The following is a 16,003-nucleotide window of genomic DNA, read 5'->3' on the forward strand; positions in this document are numbered from 1 at the left end:
TTCGTTGCCGGGTCGGCCATCGGCTCGGGGAGCGTCGTCCGATTCCCACCCGTTACGGCGAAACGCCCGGCGAGCGGGTAGACAATTGTCACTGTCGGCTCGGGCCGTGGTTGCCGCGCCCCGCGCCGGCTCCTAACGTTAACCCCGTCCCGGTCTCCTCGGGCGCCGCCGCAGTTTCGGCACTGGTGGTTGTGGTCGGCGGTACGGTCGGGAACAATCCGCTCCGGGCCACAGCGGTCCAGCAGCGAACAGGTCGACGGGGGCGGGGTGCGGGGGAACAGGTCCGGCCCGGGCACCGAACCCGCACCGAGTACGCCCACCGGGCAGACGTCCCGCGAGAGGACCGACAAGACGGAAGCGGCAAGGCCATGACCGGTGAACTGAGTCAGGCCGTCGAGGCGGCCCAGGCCGGCGACGAGGAAGCCTTCCGCTTCCTCTACCGCAGCCTCCAGCCCGGACTGCTGCGCTACCTGACCGCTCTGGTCGGGGCGGATGCCGAGGACGTCGCGTCGGAGACATGGCTGCAGGTCGCCCGGGACCTGCCCAGATTCACCGGTGGGGAGTTCCGTGCCTGGGTCGTCACCATCGCCCGTAACCGGGCCATGGACCACCTGCGCCGACAGCGCCGCCGCCCCGCGCTCTCGGTGCCGGTTCAGGAGCTCAGTGAACTGGCCGGGGACGCCGACACCGCCGAACGGGCCGGCGAGAGCATCGGTACCGAGGCGGCGCTCGCGATGATCGCCAGCCTGCCGCCGCGGGAGGCCGAAGCGGTCCTGCTGCGGGCGGTCGTCGGGCTGGACGCCGAGACCGCCGGACGGGTGCTCGGTCGCCGGGCCGGAGCGGTCCGCACCGCCGCCCACCGCGGCCTGCGACGGCTGGCGCTGCTGCTCGACCAGCGCGCCGAGGAGGAGACCGCAGCCGAGTCGCCGGGTCCGCCACCGCGTCCCCGTACCGGCCCGTCCCAGCCGGCGCCGCACGCCGAACCGGTGGATGGTTGACGTGATGGGACTTCGCATGATCCTGCGGCGGCTGGGCCGCTCCGGAGCCACCCGCTCCGGCGCCGACCAGCTGCTCGACGGCGCCCGTGGACCGCGCAACGCGACGCCTGCCGCCGATTCGCCGGACCGGCTCGCCGGACTGCTGCGAGCCGCTGCCGCCCCGGCGCGCGAGCCGGAACTCGCCGGTGAGGAGGCGGCGCTCGCCGCGTTCCGCGCCGCGCGACAGGCCGCCCCGGCCGGGCCGGCACCTCGGCCGCGCCGCCGGCCGTTCACCACCGGCGCGGTGGTCTGGATCGCCGGCGTGGCGGCCACCGCCACCGCGGGTGCGGCCCTGGCGGCGGTCCGCCTGGACCGTCCCGACCAGCCATCCGTCCCGCCGCCGGTACCGGTCACCGTGTCGCCCACGCCCGCGCCCACCGGCGCCGGTGCGCGGCCCAACGGGATCGGCACCAGCCCGTCCGTCGGCGTGACGGGCCTGCCGGACGGCGTCGACGGGCCGTCGGCCAGCGGAGCCGGACCCGTCGGCGGCGAGCCGGCGGCGACGTCGCCGGCACCCACGCCCGGCCTGGGTGAACCCGATCCCGACGCGACGGTGCAGGTCGGGCCCGGTAACTCGAGCAACACCGCCGACCGGGCCGGGCACTGCCGGGCCTACCTGTCCAAGTCCGAGCGGCAGCGGGAGAAGGCCCTGCAGACCCCCGCGTTCAACGAGTTGGTGGTCGCCGCCGGCGGTGCCGAGCACGTGCTGGCGTACTGCCAGCAGCTGCTGACCGAGGTCGACCCGGCCTGGCTGGCGAAGCACGGGCCGACGCCCGCCCCGTCGGCCACGGGCGACGCGACATCCTGATCCGGTCCACCCACGGGCGAGGCCACGCCACCGCCGGGCAGGTGGCAGCGGGGTGAATGCCGTTCGACGCCCGGCCGGCGCCGGCTGGACAGAAGCGGTGCGACCGTCGGCGGCCCCCACGGATGTCACAGTTCCGGGTTACGGTGTCAGGGCTGAGCCGGCGCCGGGAAGGGAGCCGTCGCATGGTGACATCACCGGAACTGCACCGGGTGGCGGTGCTGCGTGACCGCGCCGCAGCCGCCCGACACATCGGCCGGATCTGCTTCAAGACCGGCCCACCGACACTCACCGGTGTCGAACTCGAGTGGACGGTCCACGACGCCGTCGATCCCGCCCGCCCCCTAGACGCCACGCGGCTGCGCGCGGCGCTCGGACCCTACAACCCCACCACACTGGATCCGACCAGCCCCGCCCGGCGACTGCTCCAGGGCAGCACGGTGACCGTCGAGCCCGGCGGCCAGGTGGAGATCTCCACCCCGCCGCGAGCCTCCCTCGCCGCGCTGGTCGAGGCCACCCGATCCGACATCGATCAGCTCACCCACCTGCTGCGGACCGCCGGCCTGCGCCTCGGGCCCGCCGGACTCGACCCGTTCCGGCCGCCCCGGCCGGCGATCGACACACCCCGCTACCGCGCCATGCGGCAGGTCTTCGACCGCAGCGGCCCGGCCGGGCGGACCATGATGTACAGCAGCGCCGGCCTGCAGGTCTGTCTCGACGCGGGCGAGCCGGACCAACTGGCGGCCCGGTGGGCGCTGGCACACGCCGTCGGGCCACCACTGCTGGCCGCCTTCGCCACGGCGGGACGGCACGCCGGCCGGGACACCGGCTGGGCGTCGGCCCGGATGGGGACGTGGTGGCGCATCGACCCGGCCCGCACCGCGCCGGTCTGGCGGCCGGACCGCGCCGACGCGGAGCCGGTCGCGGCATGGACGGCGTACGTACTGGCCGCCCCGCTGCTCTGCGTCCGGGACGGCGACGACTGGACCCCACCGCCGGAGCTGACCTTCGCCGACTGGCTCGACGGGGCGCTGCCCCAGCCACCCACCGTCGACGACCTCGAATACCACGTGAGCACCCTCTTCCCGCCGGTACGACCGCGCGGCTACCTCGAACTGCGCTATCTCGACGCGCAGCCGGGGCGGGACTGGACGCTGCCGCTGGCGGTGCTCGCCGCCCTCTTCAGCGGCGCCGACACGATCGACGCGGCCACGGCGGTGGCCACCCCGGTGGCCGCCGACTGGCGCACCGCAGCGCGGCACGGGCTGCGCGCTCCCGCCCTGGCCGCGGCGGCCGTCGCCCTGCTCGACCTGGCCCTGGCCGCGCTGTCCCGGCTCGACCTGCCGCCGCGACTGCACCACGACATCGAACGGGGACTACGGCGACGGCGGCGTGCCGTCGCGGAGAGGAGGCAACGGTGACCGACACCCCGACCGCGCCGGCCGACGGTCGCGGGCTGCGGGACCGCATCGCGGCGGAACTCGAACGCACCCGCGCCCGCACCACGCTGCTCACCGAGGCGGTGGACGACGGCGAGCTGATGCGCCAGCACTCGCCGCTGATGTCCCCCCTGGTGTGGGATCTGGCCCACGTCGGCAACCAGGAGGAACTCTGGCTGGTCCGCGACGTCGGCGGCCGAGAACCGGTCCGGTGCGACATCGACGAGTTGTACGACGCCTTCAAGCAGCCCCGCCGTGACCGTCCGGCTCTGCCGCTGCTGCCGCCGGCCGAGGCGCGGGCGTACCTGGCGACGGTCCGCGACAAGGTGTACGACCTGCTGGACCGGATCGCCTTCGACAACCGTCGACTGGTCGCCGACGGGTTCGCCTTCGGGATGATCGTGCAGCACGAGCAGCAGCACGACGAGACGATGCTCGCCACCCACCAACTGCGCTCCGGGCCGGCGGCGCTGCACGCCCCGCCGCCGCCCGAGCCGGCCACCCGGGCGGCCGGCGAGGTGCTGGTGCCGGCCGGTCCGTTCGTGATGGGCACCGACACCGACCCGTGGGCGCTGGACAACGAGCGCCCCGCGCACCGGGTCGACCTGCCCGCGTACCTGATCGACGCCGCGCCGGTCACCAACGGCGCGTACCGCGAGTTCATCGCCGACGGCGGATACGACGAGCCCCGCTGGTGGAGTGGACCGGGCTGGCGGCACCGCCAGGAGGCCGGGCTGAGCGCGCCGATGCACTGGCGACGCGACGGCGACGGCTGGGCGTACCGCCGCTTCGGCCGTTGGACCGCGGTCCGCGACGACGAGCCGGTGGTGCACGTCTGCTTCCACGAGGCGCAGGCGTACGCCGCGTGGGCGGGTAGGCGGCTGCCCACCGAGGCGGAGTGGGAGAAGGCGGCCCGCTGGGATCCGGCCACCGGCCGGTCCCGCCGCTACCCGTGGGGCGACGACGAGCCGACCGCCGCGCACGCCAACCTCGGGCAGCGGCACCTGTGGCCGGCGCCGGTGGGCGCCTACCCGGCCGGCGCCTCGCCGCTGGGTGTGCACCAACTCGTCGGTGACGTCTGGGAGTGGACCAGCACCACCTTCCGGGGCTATCCGGGCTTCGCCGCCTTCCCGTACCGGGAGTACTCCGAGGTCTTCTTCGGCGCGGAATACCAGGTGCTGCGCGGCGGGTCGTTCGGCACCGACCGGGCCGCCTGCCGGGGCACGTTCCGCAACTGGGACTACCCGGTACGCCGGCAGATCTTCAGCGGGTTCCGGTGCGCCCGCGACGCCGACGCCGAGCAGGCCCACCCGTGAGGGTCGCCTGATGTGCCGCCACCTGGCGTACCTGGGTCCCCCGGTGACCCTGCGCGAACTGCTCCTGGACCCGCCGCACTCGCTGCTGCGGCAGTCCTGGGCACCGCGGGACATGCGCGGCGGCGGGACGATCAACGCCGACGGGTTCGGCGTCGGCTGGTACCCGGACAGCGGCCCGCCGGTGCGGTACCGGCGGGCTCAGCCGATCTGGACCGACCCGACCATCGCCGATCTCGCGGCGGTCACCTCTACCACGGCGGTGCTGGCCGCGGTGCGGTCGGCCACGGTCGGCATGGCGGTCGTCGACGCCGCCGCCGCACCGTTCGCCGAGGGACGGTGGCTGTTCAGCCACAACGGTGTGGTGCGCGGCTGGCCGGACTCGATCGTCCCGCTCGCCGCCGAGCTGCCGGTACGGGATCTGCTCACCCTCGACGCGACCACCGACTCGGCGCTGCTGTGGGCGCTGGTACGTCATCGGCTGCGGGCGGGTCTCGACCCGGCGCGGGCGGTCGCCGAGACGGTCACCTCGGTGGCCGCGGCCGCCCCCGGGTCGCGGCTCAACCTGCTGCTCACCGACGGCCGCACGGTGGTCGCCAGCGCGTTCGGGCACGCGCTGTCGCTGCGGGCGACGGCCGACTCGGTGCTGTTGTCCTCCGAACCACACGACGACGAACCCGGCTGGCGGGAGGTGCCGCAGGGGCACCTCGTCCGGGCGAACGCGACCGAGGTACACCGGCAGGCCCTCGGCGTGGCGGTGGTACCCGATCAGCTCGACGGAAGGGGAAGTAGATGAGCGCGGAACCGCTCGAGATCCATCTCGACGACCAGGACATCGCCGAGAACCTGCGCCGGGACGTCCGCGTCGGGCTGACCGCCGAGCGCAAGTGGCTGCCCCCGAAGTGGTTCTACGACGCCCGGGGCAGCGAGCTGTTCGACGAGATCACCCGGCTGCCCGAGTACTATCCGACCCGCGCCGAACGTGCGGTGCTGGCCGGACGAGCTGCCGAGATCGCCGAGCTGACCGGGGCGAAGACGCTGATCGAGCTGGGTTCCGGTTCCTCGGAGAAGACCCGCCTGTTGCTGGACGCCTTCACCCGCCGGGGTGGCCTGGGTACCTTCGTACCGCTGGACGTGTCGGTCAGCGCGTTACGCGGCTCGACCGTGACGCTCGCCGCCGACTATCCGGGTCTGCGGGTACGCGGCATCGTCGGCGACTTCACCCGGGATCTCGACCGGCTGCCGGCCGGCGGTCGGCGGCTGGTGATCTTCCTCGGCGGCACCATCGGCAACCTGCTGCCGACCGAACGGGCCGAGTTCCTCACCCGGATGCGGACCGCCCTGGAGGCCGGCGACTGGCTGCTGGTCGGCACCGACCTGGTCAAGGATCCGGCGGTGATCCTGCCCGCCTACGACGACGCGGCCGGGGTGACCGCGGAGTTCAACCGCAACGTCCTGCGGGTGCTCAACCGGGAACTCGGCGCGGATCTCGACCCGGAGGCGTTCTCCCACGTCGCGCTCTGGGACCGGGACCGGGAGTGGATCGAGATGCGGCTGCGGGCCGAGCGGCCGATGCGGGTCCGGATACTCGACCTGGTGGTCAGCTTCACCGCGGGGGAGGAGCTGCGTACCGAGGTGTCGGCGAAGTTCCGCCCCGAAGGGATCGCCGCCGAACTCGCCGCCGCGGGGTGGCACGCCGAGCGGTTCTGGACCGACCCGGACGACCTGTTCGGGGTGACGCTGGCCCGCGCCGACTGACCGGCGCCCCGGTGGGGCCGGCCCGGCCGATGATGGGCTAGGCTTGGCGCAGCGAAGGGGAGTAGCCCGCAACGTCGTGGTCGACATACTGGTGCGTTCCGCATCCGGCCACGCGGCCTCGTCAGACGAGGCGGGCGAGACCTTCGACCCAGGCTGTACAGCCGGGTCGAGGGCATCCCCGTACCTCCTCCCGGCCTGATCCGGAAGGACGTCATGGAAGGCTTCCTCGTCGCGCTGGCGGTCAGCTTCGGCGTGATCTTCGTCGCCGAGCTGGGAGACAAGTCCCAGCTCATGGCCCTCGCCTTCGCCACCAGATATCGCACCCTGCCGATCCTGATCGGCATCACCGTCGCCACCGCCGTGGTGCACCTGGCCTCGGTGGCCATCGGCCACGGCCTCGGTGCCGCCCTGCCGACCGGCTGGATCTCACTGCTGGCGGGTCTGGCGTTCATCGGATTCGGGGCGTGGACCCTGCGGGGTGACACCCTCACCGAGGAGGACAAGCGCAAGGCCGCCAAGAGTGGCAAGTCGGCGGTGTTCACCGTGGGCGTCGCCTTCTTCCTCGCCGAACTCGGCGACAAGACGATGTTGGCCACGATCACCCTGGCCACCCAGTACGGCTGGTTCGGCACCTGGATCGGCTCGACCATCGGCATGGTCGCCGCCGACGCGCTGGCCATCATCGTCGGCCGGCTGCTCGGGCGGAAACTGCCGGAACGGACCATCAAGTACGGTGCCGCGGCGCTGTTCGCCCTCAGTGGTCTCTGGCTGATCATCGAGGCGGCCGCGGAACTGCTCTGAGTGCCCCGGCGCTGACTACCCGGGTGCCGGCCGGGTAAGGCGCCGGGATGGACATCGAGGTGATCCTTCACCGCGGCCACCAGGTCGTGGTGACCGCGGTGGAGGTCGTCGGTGTCGCGGTGATCGTCGCGGGCGTGGCCTGGGCGGCGCTGCGGTTCGTGGTCGACGGACTGCGTCAGCGTGACGCCACCGTCTTCACCCGGATCCGGCTGACCCTGGGTCGGTTCCTCGTCCTCGGGCTGGAGTTCCAGCTGGCGGCGGACATCCTGCGTACCGCGTTGTCGCCGACCTTCGCGCAGATCGGCCAACTCGCCGCCATCGCCGCGATCCGGACCGGGCTCAACCACGTCCTCGGCCGAGAGATCGAGCAGGAGCAGCGGCAGGTCGACCGCCGGGGGCGAACCGGATGACCGCCACCCTCTCCACCGTGATCACCGTGATCGGCGTGTTCGCCGCCGGCATCGTGTTGGTCGGTACCCGTTCGGTGCCGACGGCCCTCGGGGTGCTGTTGGACATGCTGGTCGCCGCCGGCCTGGTCCGGCTGGTCGGCGAGCAGACCTGGGCGGACCTGGCCGGGGTGGTCGCCATCGTGCTGCTGCGCACCGTGCTGCGTGGTGCACTGCTCGCCGACTATCGGCGGTCGCACCCCGGCGCGACGGTCCGGTCTCGTCGGCCCGGGCGGCGGTGAGCGCGTCCTCGCGCGCCCGCCCCGGAGAAACCCGCATCTTTTCCGCCGGAAAGCGATTCCGACGCACCGTCGCTCCGGTTGGGCATTCCGAGCACCGTGGTCTGCGAGGAAAACACCTAACTCCGGACATAAGTCGCAGAAGCCGCTTTAATGGTTTCACGAGATTGAGTCGACCTTGGGGGTTTTTGTGAAGCTCTTTGGCGTTACCGGCCCGATCCGGAGGCATGTCTGATGGACCTGTTGCGCCAGCTACGCCTCGTGCGCCAGCACTGGTGGATCGTCCTGGTCACCCTCATGGTCGCGCTGGGCGTGACCGCCCTGGTCACGGTCCGGGCGCAACCCCGGTACGTCGCCTCGGTCACCTTCTTCGTCACCACCCCCAGCCAGGGCGTCTCCGACGCCTACCAGGGTGGGCTCTTCCTACAGCAGCGGGTCAAGTCCTACGCGGAACTGCTGACCAGCGACCGGCTCGCGCAGAGCATGGTGTCCGAGCGGCAACTGGGGTTGACCGCGGATGAGGTCCAGCGGCGGGTCAGCACCTCCACCGAAACCGGCACCGTCCTGCTGCGCGCCTCGGTGACCGACACCGACCAGGCCCGGGCACTGCGGATCACGGAGGCGCTCGCGGCGAACTTCGTGGAACTGGTCCAGAAGGTCGAGACCCGGCCCGACGGCAGCGCCGGACCGATCAAGATCGAGGTGGTCAGCGGCCCGGGGGTCAGCCCCACGCCGGTCTCGCCGCAGCCGGTACGCAACACCGTCATCGGCGCCCTGCTCGGGCTGCTCGCCGGCGTGGGCCTGGCGATCCTGCGCGGCATGGCCGACGTCCGACTGCGGGACGCCGCCGGGCTGCAACGGGTGACCGGCAGCCCGCTGCTCGGCGAGATCCCGCTCGATCCCAGCGCCCGGGTGGCGCCACTGATCGTCGGTGAGGCCGCCACCTCGGCCCGCGCCGAGGCGGTTCGCAAACTGCGGACGAACCTGCGCTTCGTCGACGTGCACGAGCCGGCCCGGGTGATCGCCGTCACCAGCGCCCTGCAGGGCGAGGGCAAGACCACCATGTCGTGCAACCTGGCGATCGCCCTGGCCGAGGCGGGCTGGCGGGTTCTGCTGGTCGACGCCGACCTGCGCCGGCCCAAGGTCGGTGACTACCTGGGCATCGACTCCGGCGTCGGGCTCACCGACGTGCTGGTCGGCGACGTGCACGTCGGTGACGTGGTACAGCGTTGGGGCGACAAGTCACTGCTCGTGCTGCCCAGCGGCTCGGCGCCGCCCAACCCGAGCGAACTGCTCGGCTCGAAGGCGATGTCGGACCTGTTGCTGGCGCTGCGCGAGTCGGCCGACATCGTCATCATCGACACCGCGCCGCTGCTCGCGGTCACCGACGGTGTGGTGGTCGCGGTGCAGGCCGACGGCGCGCTGCTGGTCAGCCAGCAGGGTCGTACCTCGCGGACCCAGGTGGCCGCGGCGGCCCGGGCCCTGCACTCGGTGTCGGTGCGGCTGCTCGGCTGCGTGCTGAACATGGCCCGGGTGCCGAAGACCGAGGCGTACCAGTACGAGGCCTACCGGGTGGTCGCGGGGACCGCGTCGACGGACGGGATCCCGGCTGGCCGGCACGCCGAGCGGGATGCCGCCGCCGACAAGGTCGACCACACGCAGGAACTCACCCGGCTGTCCCGATGAGCAGCGCCAGCGGTCGCAGGGATCGTTCGATCTCCTCCGCGCAGCGCCGGAAGTCCTCCGGGGTGCCGGCGACGGGATCCCGCAGGTCGTCGGCGTCCCCGGGGGCGGGTTGCAGCCGCCCCCGGGCCAGCGCGGCCGCGGTCACCGCGGCGGACAACGGGTCGTCCTGCTCGTCCACCGGCGGCTCGACGGCCGCGGCGAGCCGGCCGAACTGGCGCAGCGTGAACGTCCGGTGCAGTGCGGCCGGTGCCAGCGCGGTGCAGATCGACCGCTGGCGCCGGGTGGCGGTCAGTACCAGCACCGCCTCGGTGAGGTGTTCGGGCGCCAGCCGCCGGCTACGGAACGCCGCCGGGTCCTCGCCGGTCTCGGCGGCGATCTCCGCCGCGTACGGGTGCATGGCCAGGCCCTCGACCGCGTCGGTGCCGGCACTGGCCACGGTCACCGGCCGGCCGGCGAGCATCCGGCGGGCGGTGTACTCGGCCATCGGTGACCGGCACAGGTTGGCGTGGCAGACGAACAACACCCCGTTGACCATGTGGAACTCCCTCGACGACGTGGTCGCGGGCGGGAGCGCCGCGACGAGGGACGGCCATCGGCGGCGGCCGTCCCGGGAGGGGTTCCCGGCATCGTACGCAGGCGGGGCGCCCACCGTCGGGGCCGCCGCGCCGAACGGATGGGCGGGGACGGAGGTGGCTCGGTGCGGATCGGCATCCTGACCTACCACTTTCCGCCGGAGCCGGCGTTCATTCCCGGCAGCCTGGCCGTGGAACTGGCCGCGCGGGGTCACGAGGTGCGGGTGCTGACCGGCTTCCCCGACTATCCCGGCGGGCACGTCTACCCTGGATGGCGGCAGCGCTGGCGGCACGAGACCCACAGCCGGGGGTTGACCGTGCGGCGGGTCCCCCGGTACAGCACGGGTGACGGTGGCGTACGGGGACGGATGGCCTCCTGGCTCTCCTTCGCCGGCAGCGCCGCGCTCGTCGGACGTCGCTACTTCGCCGGTGTCGACGTGCTCTACGTACACCAGCCGCCGGCCACGGCGTTCGCCTCGGTGGCACTGCTGCGTCGACTCGGCCGCGTGCCGGTGGTGCTGCACGTGCCGGACGTGTGGGCGGAGCAGGCGCCGGCGGACACCGACGACGGCCGGTGGGCGGCACGGGTCCGGGCCGCGATGACCCGCACGTACCAGTCCGCCGCCGCTATCGCGGTGACCGCGCCGTCGCTGCGCGACGCGGTGGTGGCGGTCGGCACCGACCCGGATCGGGTCCGCACGGTGCTCAACTGGACCGACGAGCGGATCTTCCGCCCCGCGACGGCCAGCGCGTCCGCGCGGAACCTGGTTCGCCGCGACGAGCGCTGCGTGGTGATGCACGCCGGCACCATCGGATTCCGGCAGGGGTTGGAGACGGCGGTCCGGGCGGCGGCGGCCCTGGACCGGACCATGGACCTGGTCCTGGTGGGTTCGGGCGCGGACGAGCGGCGGGTGCGGGGGCTCGCCGAGGAGTTGCGGGCCGACAACGTGCGCTTCGTCGACCGCCGGTCGCCGCTGGACATGCCGGAGTTGTACGCCGCCGCCGACTACCAGTTGGTGATGCTGCGCGACCTGCCGGCGCTGCGCAGCACCGTGCCGGGCAAGCTGCAGGCGGCGCTCTCCTGCGCCGCGCCGGTGGTGGCCTCGGCGGGTGGCGACACGGCGGCCCTGGTGGAGCGCACGCGGGCGGGACTGTCCTGCCCGCCGGAGGACTGGGCCAGCCTGGCCGACCGGTTCTGGTTGGCCGCCACCATACCGCCGCCGGCCCGGCTGGACATGGGGCGGCGGGGGCGTGCGGCGTACCTGCGGGACATGTCCCTGCCGGCCGGGGTGGACCGGATCGAGCAGCTGCTGCGGGAGGCGGCCGACGCGGGATCGGGCCGGAAGGTGAGTAGCGAGCGAGAGTCGCATATCGCCTGAAGCCGTCATTACGGCACCAATCCCATCGTTGGGTGTTAGAACTGTGATGCCTTCTGTCCGGATTACCGGAAGTTCCGAACTACTGGGAGTGAGGTGCGGCGTGACGGATAGCGACAGCCCGGGTCGTCGGCAGAGTCGTTCCCGCCGACGGCGGCGTGCCCGACTGCGTCGCATCCTGCTCGCCTCGCTGGTGGCCGGTTCGTTGCTGCTGGGTGTCGCCGGCTGGGTGGGGTTCCGGGGTTGGCAGGCCCGGTCGCACCTCACCAACGCCGCGGGACTGGCCGGTGAGTTGAGCCGCCAACTGGTCGGCGGCGACACCGAACGCGCGCAGCGCACCCTCTCGGCGCTCCAGGAACAGTCCGGCGCCGCGCGTCGCGCGACCGGGGATCCAGGCTGGTGGCTCGGCCGGCAGGTGCCCTACGCCGGGTCGAACTTCTCGGCGGTGCGGCAGATCTCCATCGCGATCGACGACCTGGCCCGCGCGACGTTCCCGGCGTTGTTGCGGGTCGACCTCGGTGGGCTGGTGCCTCGCGAGGGGCGGCTGGACGTGGCGGCGCTGCGGACGGTCAGCGCGGAACTGGTCGAGGTGGACGCGACGGTGCAGCGGACCCGCGCGAAGCTGGCCGAGATCCCGGACGATCGGCTGGTCGGCCCGATCCGGCAGGCGCTGGTCGAGTTGCGCGGCGAGATCGACCGGCTGGCGGCGTTGAGTTCGGCGGCGGATCGGGCCAGCCGCCTGCTGCCGGCGTTGCTCGGCGTCGACGGGCCACGGCAGTACCTGCTGGTCTCGCAGAACTCCGCCGAACTGCGCGCCACCGGCGGCATGATCGGCGCGTACGCGGTCATCGAGGCGAACCGGGGCCGGATGAAGATGGGCGCGCAGGGCGGCAGTGGCAGCCTCGGCCGCTTCACCGACCCGCTGAAGGTGCCCAGGGAGGTGCGGGCGCTCTGGGGTGACCTGCCCGGCATGTATCCCGCGGACGTCAACCTGACGCCACACTTCCCGACGGCGGCGTCGTTGTTCCGGCAGATGTACCGGCAGCGCGGTGGTGAGGCCGTCGACGGAGTGCTCGCCGTCGACCCGGTGGCGCTGTCGTACCTGTTGAGGGTCACCGGTGCGGTACGGCTCGCCGACGGGGTGACGATCGACGCCGACAACGCGGTCAAGACCCTGCTGCACGACACCTACCAGCGGTTGGAACCGAAGGAACAGGACGCCTTCTTCGCCGCCGCCGCCGCGAAGGTGTTCAACACGTTGTTCGAGCGGAACACCAGCCCGAACGGGCTGTTGTCCGCATTTGACCGATCTGTGCAAGAACGTCGGATATTGTTCTGGAGTGCTCGACCAGAGGAACAGCGGATGTTCGGCGACAGCCGGATGGCCGGGACGCTTCCGGAAGAGGACAGCGTGCCGACGGTCGGCGTGTTCCTCAACGACGGCAGCGGCGCGAAACTCGGCTACTACCTGCGGCAGAGCGCCGACCTGGCGGTCGGCGCCTGCCAGGCGGACGGCCGTCGGGAGCTGAGCCTGCGGGTGACCATCCGGTCCACCGCCCCCAGCTCCGGACTGAGCAAGTCGGTCCTCGGCCTGGGCCGGGCGGGTGATCCGTACACCATCCGAACCCTGGTCTCGGTGTACGGACCAGCTGGCGGCGCGGTACTGAACACCCGCCTGGAAGGGGCCGAGACCGCAGTGGCCACCGGCACCGAACGGCGCCGGCAGGTGGCCACCGTGAACGTCGAGGTCGGCCCGGGTGGCAGTCGCACCTTGGAGGTCTCGCTGCTGACCGGCAAGACGGGCAGCGGGTCCGCCGAGCTGTGGCTGACCCCGACCGCCACCCCATGGACCACCCAAGTTGTCACCGCACCTAGCTGTTCACAGTAGGAGGGAACGAGATCATGCGGCTATCCCGCATCATCATGGCGCTCACGGTCGGACTGGCTGTAGCGACCGTGCCGGCCGCGGCGGGGGCGGCACAGCCGCAGCCGGCGCCGTCTCCATCGCCCACGGCCACGGATCCGCCCCAACCACCGCCGTACACACCGGAACTCGCCACGCTGACGGCGAACCAGCCGAGCATCGTGGTGGGCGAGACGGTCGTCCTCACCGGCCGCGACTTCGGGCCGAACGAGACGGTGGACCTGTCGGTCACGGTGCAGCCGCTGGCCGCGCCCGCCGCCGGTACGGCACGTCGCGGCGACGGCAGCACGGTCGCCATGGTGCCGGTGGCGTTCCAGGCGGGCGCGCCGCTGAGCTTCACCGCCCGGACCAACAGCAACGGCGTCTTCACCCGGCGGTACACGCCGTCGGTCACCGGCCTGCTCACCATCACCGCGGTCGGCCGGGAGTCGGGTCGTACCGCCTCGACCGAGCTGCGGGTGCTGCACAAGCGCAAGCCGCACCTGCCGGTCACCGGCAGCAGCCTGGACACGCCGCTGAAGGTCGGTGGCGGCCTGGTCGCCACGGGCGCGGTCCTGCTGCTCGGCACGATGCTCTGGCGTCGGCGCAGCCGGTTCGGCACACGCTGATCCCACGCTGCGGGCAGCGTTCGTAACACGCGCGCCGGTGCCCGCCGGATCCCTTCCGGCGGGCACCGGCGCGTACCGCTGTCCGGTTCAGACCACCCCGTGCGCGAGCATCGCCTCGGCCACCCGACGGAAGCCGTCGATGTTCGCACCGGCCACGTAGTCGCCGGGGCGGCCGTACTCCTGCGCGGTGGCCCAGCACCGCGCGTGGATGTCGCGCATGGTCTCCCGCAGCCGTTGTTCCGACTCGGCGAAGGTCCACGACTCCCGGCTGGCGTTCTGCCGCATCTCCAGGGCGCTGACCGTCACCCCACCGGCGTTGGCGGCCTTCCCGGGCGCGAACCGCACCCCGGCCCGGCGCAGGACGCGCACCCCGTCGGGCGTGGTCGGCATGTTCGCCCCCTCCACCACCGCCAGGCAGCCGCCGGCCACCAGCGCGGCGGCCTCCGCCGCGCCGATCTCGTTCTGGGTCGCGCACGGCAGGGCCAGGTCGCAGGGCACCTCCCAGGGGGTACGTCCGGCGACGGCGACCGCGTGCGGGACCTCGCGTACGTAGTCGGCCAGCCGGCCGCGACGACGCTGCTTCACTTCCCGCAACACCTCGAGGTCGATGCCCTTCTCGTCGAGCAGATACCCGGCCGAGTCCGAGCAGGTGAGCACCGTGCCACCGAGTTGGTGCACCTTCTCGATCGCGTGGATCGCCACGTTGCCCGCGCCGGAGACCACCACCCGCTTGCCATCCAGACCCTCCCCGACCTGGGCGAACATCTCCTCGGCGAAGAACACCGCCCCGTAGCCGGTGGCCTCGGCACGGACCTGCGCGCCGCCGTACGACAGGCCCTTGCCGGTGAGCACCCCCGACTCGTACCGGTTGGTGATCCGCTTGTACTGCCCGAACAGGTAGCCGATCTCCCGGCTGCCCACCCCGATGTCCCCGGCCGGTACGTCGGTCTGCGCGCCGATGTGCCGGTGCAGTTCGGTCATGAAGCTCTGGCAGAACCGCATCACCTCACGGTCCGACCGGCCCTTCGGGTCGAAGTCCGCACCGCCCTTCCCGGCCCCGATCGGCAGCCCGGTCAGGGCGTTCTTGAAGATCTGCTCGAAGCCGAGGAACTTCACGATGCCCAGGTAGACCGACGGGTGGAAACGCAGACCACCCTTGTACGGGCCCAGCGCGCTGTTGAACTCCACCCGGAAGCCCCGGTTGACCCGGATCCGGCCACGGTCGTCCTCCCACGGCACCCGGAAGATGACCTGCCGCTCCGGTTCGCAGATCCGCTCGACGATCCGGGCGTCCGCGTACTCGGGATGCCGGGCGAGGACCGGGCCGACACTGTCCAGCACCTCCCGTACCGCCTGGTGGAACTCGGGTTCACCCGGGTTGCGGGTGACCACCCTGGCGAACACCGACTCGACCGTCTCCGGCATCACCGACACGTCCTTCCGGTCCGGGCGCGGCTTCGTTGCCGCACCTCACCGCCGCCGCGGCGACGGTGCCCCCGGATACGGATCCTCCACGTCGTCCGGTTCACTGGCCGCCGTGGACGAGACTTCATCGGCTGACGTGGACGAGACGATCTGGGCGACCGTACGTACGGCGCGGGAGTGGCTGGACGTGGCGAACGGCACCGGCGAGGCGGAGCTGACCTGCCGGGTGCTCAAGCTCACCGAGGAGGTGGGCGAGGTGGCGGCCGCCTGGATCGGCACGCTCGGGCAGAACCCGCGCAAGGGCGTCACCCACACCCGGCCGGACGTGGTGGCGGAACTCGCCGACGTGGCGTTCACCGCCCTGGTCGCCATCGAGAGCCTGGGCCTGGACGCCCGGACGGTGCTGGCGAACTGCGCCGGCAAGGTCGCCGAGCGGGTGGCACCGCCGGCCGATCCCACCCCATCGGCGCCGGCCTGACTGATCCATCCCGCCCTCTGGTGCGTGTCTGCTGGTAGGGGGACCGTGGAAGGGGACGTGGCATGGCCGATTCGGGGCGGAACACGAACTGTCCGA

The 16,003-nt window shown here is 72.7% G+C and carries 16 protein-coding genes; 14 read left to right on the forward strand and 2 right to left on the reverse strand.

Going from position 1 to position 16,003, the window contains the following annotated elements; translation table 11 throughout:
* The first annotated feature begins 368 nt into the window (after positions 1-368).
* The 10 genes from D2L64_RS00920 to D2L64_RS00965 all read left to right on the forward strand — a co-directional run bounded on the left by D2L64_RS00920 (position 369) and on the right by D2L64_RS00965 (position 9,524).
* On the forward strand, positions 369-998 hold the full coding sequence (locus tag D2L64_RS00920) for an RNA polymerase sigma factor (protein ID WP_119572506.1): 630 nt from the start codon (positions 369-371) through the stop codon (positions 996-998).
* A 4-nt stretch (positions 999-1,002) separates the two neighbouring features.
* Complete coding sequence (locus tag D2L64_RS00925) at positions 1,003-1,845, forward strand: hypothetical protein (RefSeq protein WP_147376161.1); 843 nt, start codon at positions 1,003-1,005, stop codon at positions 1,843-1,845.
* Between the two features lie 182 nt (positions 1,846-2,027).
* Positions 2,028-3,263 carry an ergothioneine biosynthesis glutamate--cysteine ligase EgtA gene (gene egtA, locus D2L64_RS00930; RefSeq protein ID WP_119572508.1) on the forward strand — a complete coding sequence of 412 codons (1,236 nt, stop codon included), beginning with the start codon at positions 2,028-2,030 and terminating at the stop codon, positions 3,261-3,263.
* The gene (gene egtB, locus D2L64_RS00935) at positions 3,260-4,597 is read left to right on the forward strand and encodes an ergothioneine biosynthesis protein EgtB (protein WP_119572509.1); all 1,338 of its coding nucleotides are present in this window, start codon (positions 3,260-3,262) and stop codon (positions 4,595-4,597) included. The genes egtA and egtB overlap by 4 nt, the downstream gene beginning before the upstream one ends.
* A gap of 10 nt (positions 4,598-4,607) precedes the next feature.
* The gene (gene egtC, locus D2L64_RS00940; protein WP_119572510.1) at positions 4,608-5,390 is read left to right on the forward strand and encodes an ergothioneine biosynthesis protein EgtC; all 783 of its coding nucleotides are present in this window, start codon (positions 4,608-4,610) and stop codon (positions 5,388-5,390) included.
* Positions 5,387-6,352, forward strand: a complete 966-nt coding sequence (gene egtD / locus D2L64_RS00945) for an L-histidine N(alpha)-methyltransferase (protein ID WP_119572511.1) — start codon at positions 5,387-5,389, stop codon at positions 6,350-6,352. The genes egtC and egtD overlap by 4 nt, the downstream gene beginning before the upstream one ends.
* Positions 6,353-6,565: 213 nt before the next feature.
* Positions 6,566-7,153 carry a TMEM165/GDT1 family protein gene (locus D2L64_RS00950; RefSeq protein WP_119572512.1) on the forward strand — a complete coding sequence of 196 codons (588 nt, stop codon included), beginning with the start codon at positions 6,566-6,568 and terminating at the stop codon, positions 7,151-7,153.
* Between the two features lie 47 nt (positions 7,154-7,200).
* Positions 7,201-7,563, forward strand: coding sequence for a DUF1622 domain-containing protein (locus tag D2L64_RS00955; protein WP_119572513.1), 363 nt, complete (start codon positions 7,201-7,203; stop codon positions 7,561-7,563).
* Positions 7,560-7,841 (forward strand): DUF1622 domain-containing protein, encoded by a 282-nt coding sequence (locus D2L64_RS00960; protein WP_119572514.1) that lies wholly within the window; start codon positions 7,560-7,562, stop codon positions 7,839-7,841. The genes D2L64_RS00955 and D2L64_RS00960 overlap by 4 nt, the downstream gene beginning before the upstream one ends.
* 231 nt (positions 7,842-8,072) lie before the next feature.
* A complete protein-coding gene (locus D2L64_RS00965) occupies positions 8,073-9,524 on the forward strand; it encodes a polysaccharide biosynthesis tyrosine autokinase (protein ID WP_119572515.1) in 1,452 nt (483 codons plus the stop codon).
* Here the strand turns inward: D2L64_RS00965 and D2L64_RS00970 are convergent.
* On the reverse strand, positions 9,505-10,059 hold the full coding sequence (locus D2L64_RS00970) for an arsenate reductase/protein-tyrosine-phosphatase family protein (RefSeq protein ID WP_119572516.1): 555 nt from the start codon (positions 10,057-10,059) through the stop codon (positions 9,505-9,507). The genes D2L64_RS00965 and D2L64_RS00970 overlap by 20 nt on opposite strands.
* 162 nt (positions 10,060-10,221) lie before the next feature.
* Here D2L64_RS00970 and D2L64_RS00975 point away from each other — a divergent pair, with 162 nt between their 5' ends.
* From D2L64_RS00975 to D2L64_RS00985, 3 genes are all read left to right on the forward strand, one after another.
* Positions 10,222-11,475 carry a glycosyltransferase family 4 protein gene (locus tag D2L64_RS00975; protein WP_119572817.1) on the forward strand — a complete coding sequence of 418 codons (1,254 nt, stop codon included), beginning with the start codon at positions 10,222-10,224 and terminating at the stop codon, positions 11,473-11,475.
* Positions 11,476-11,575: 100 nt separating this feature from the next.
* The gene (locus D2L64_RS00980) at positions 11,576-13,360 is read left to right on the forward strand and encodes a DUF4012 domain-containing protein (RefSeq protein ID WP_233558690.1); all 1,785 of its coding nucleotides are present in this window, start codon (positions 11,576-11,578) and stop codon (positions 13,358-13,360) included.
* 14 nt (positions 13,361-13,374) lie between these two features.
* A complete protein-coding gene (locus D2L64_RS00985; RefSeq protein ID WP_119572518.1) occupies positions 13,375-14,004 on the forward strand; it encodes a hypothetical protein in 630 nt (209 codons plus the stop codon).
* A gap of 87 nt (positions 14,005-14,091) precedes the next feature.
* On the opposite strand, the gene gdhA is transcribed toward D2L64_RS00985, so the two are convergent.
* Complete coding sequence (gene gdhA / locus D2L64_RS00990; protein ID WP_119572818.1) at positions 14,092-15,429, reverse strand: NADP-specific glutamate dehydrogenase; 1,338 nt, start codon at positions 15,427-15,429, stop codon at positions 14,092-14,094.
* A 136-nt stretch (positions 15,430-15,565) separates the two neighbouring features.
* Between gdhA and D2L64_RS00995 the strand changes: the two genes are divergently transcribed.
* Entirely contained in the window at positions 15,566-15,907 is a 342-nt protein-coding gene (locus D2L64_RS00995; RefSeq protein ID WP_119572519.1) for a MazG-like family protein, read from the forward strand.
* Positions 15,908-16,003 lie beyond the last annotated feature (96 nt).

It is taken from the genome of Micromonospora radicis (assembly GCF_003583405.1).
Classification (GTDB): domain Bacteria; phylum Actinomycetota; class Actinomycetes; order Mycobacteriales; family Micromonosporaceae; genus Micromonospora; species Micromonospora radicis.

Bases quoted from the DNA above. Each gene is read 5' to 3' on its own strand.
- D2L64_RS00920 (WP_119572506.1), top strand. From the start codon at position 369: ATGACCGGTGAACTGAGTCAGGCCGTCGAGGCGGCCCAGGCCGGCGAC.
- D2L64_RS00925 (WP_147376161.1), top strand. From the start codon at position 1,003: ATGGGACTTCGCATGATCCTGCGGCGGCTGGGCCGCTCCGGAGCCACC.
- egtA (WP_119572508.1), top strand. From the start codon at position 2,028: ATGGTGACATCACCGGAACTGCACCGGGTGGCGGTGCTGCGTGACCGC.
- egtC (WP_119572510.1), top strand. From the start codon at position 4,608: ATGTGCCGCCACCTGGCGTACCTGGGTCCCCCGGTGACCCTGCGCGAA.
- egtD (WP_119572511.1), top strand. From the start codon at position 5,387: ATGAGCGCGGAACCGCTCGAGATCCATCTCGACGACCAGGACATCGCC.
- D2L64_RS00950 (WP_119572512.1), top strand. From the start codon at position 6,566: ATGGAAGGCTTCCTCGTCGCGCTGGCGGTCAGCTTCGGCGTGATCTTC.
- D2L64_RS00955 (WP_119572513.1), top strand. From the start codon at position 7,201: ATGGACATCGAGGTGATCCTTCACCGCGGCCACCAGGTCGTGGTGACC.
- D2L64_RS00960 (WP_119572514.1), top strand. From the start codon at position 7,560: ATGACCGCCACCCTCTCCACCGTGATCACCGTGATCGGCGTGTTCGCC.
- D2L64_RS00965 (WP_119572515.1), top strand. From the start codon at position 8,073: ATGGACCTGTTGCGCCAGCTACGCCTCGTGCGCCAGCACTGGTGGATC.
- D2L64_RS00970 (WP_119572516.1), bottom strand. From the start codon at position 10,059: ATGGTCAACGGGGTGTTGTTCGTCTGCCACGCCAACCTGTGCCGGTCA.
- D2L64_RS00985 (WP_119572518.1), top strand. From the start codon at position 13,375: ATGCGGCTATCCCGCATCATCATGGCGCTCACGGTCGGACTGGCTGTA.
- gdhA (WP_119572818.1), bottom strand. From the start codon at position 15,429: ATGCCGGAGACGGTCGAGTCGGTGTTCGCCAGGGTGGTCACCCGCAAC.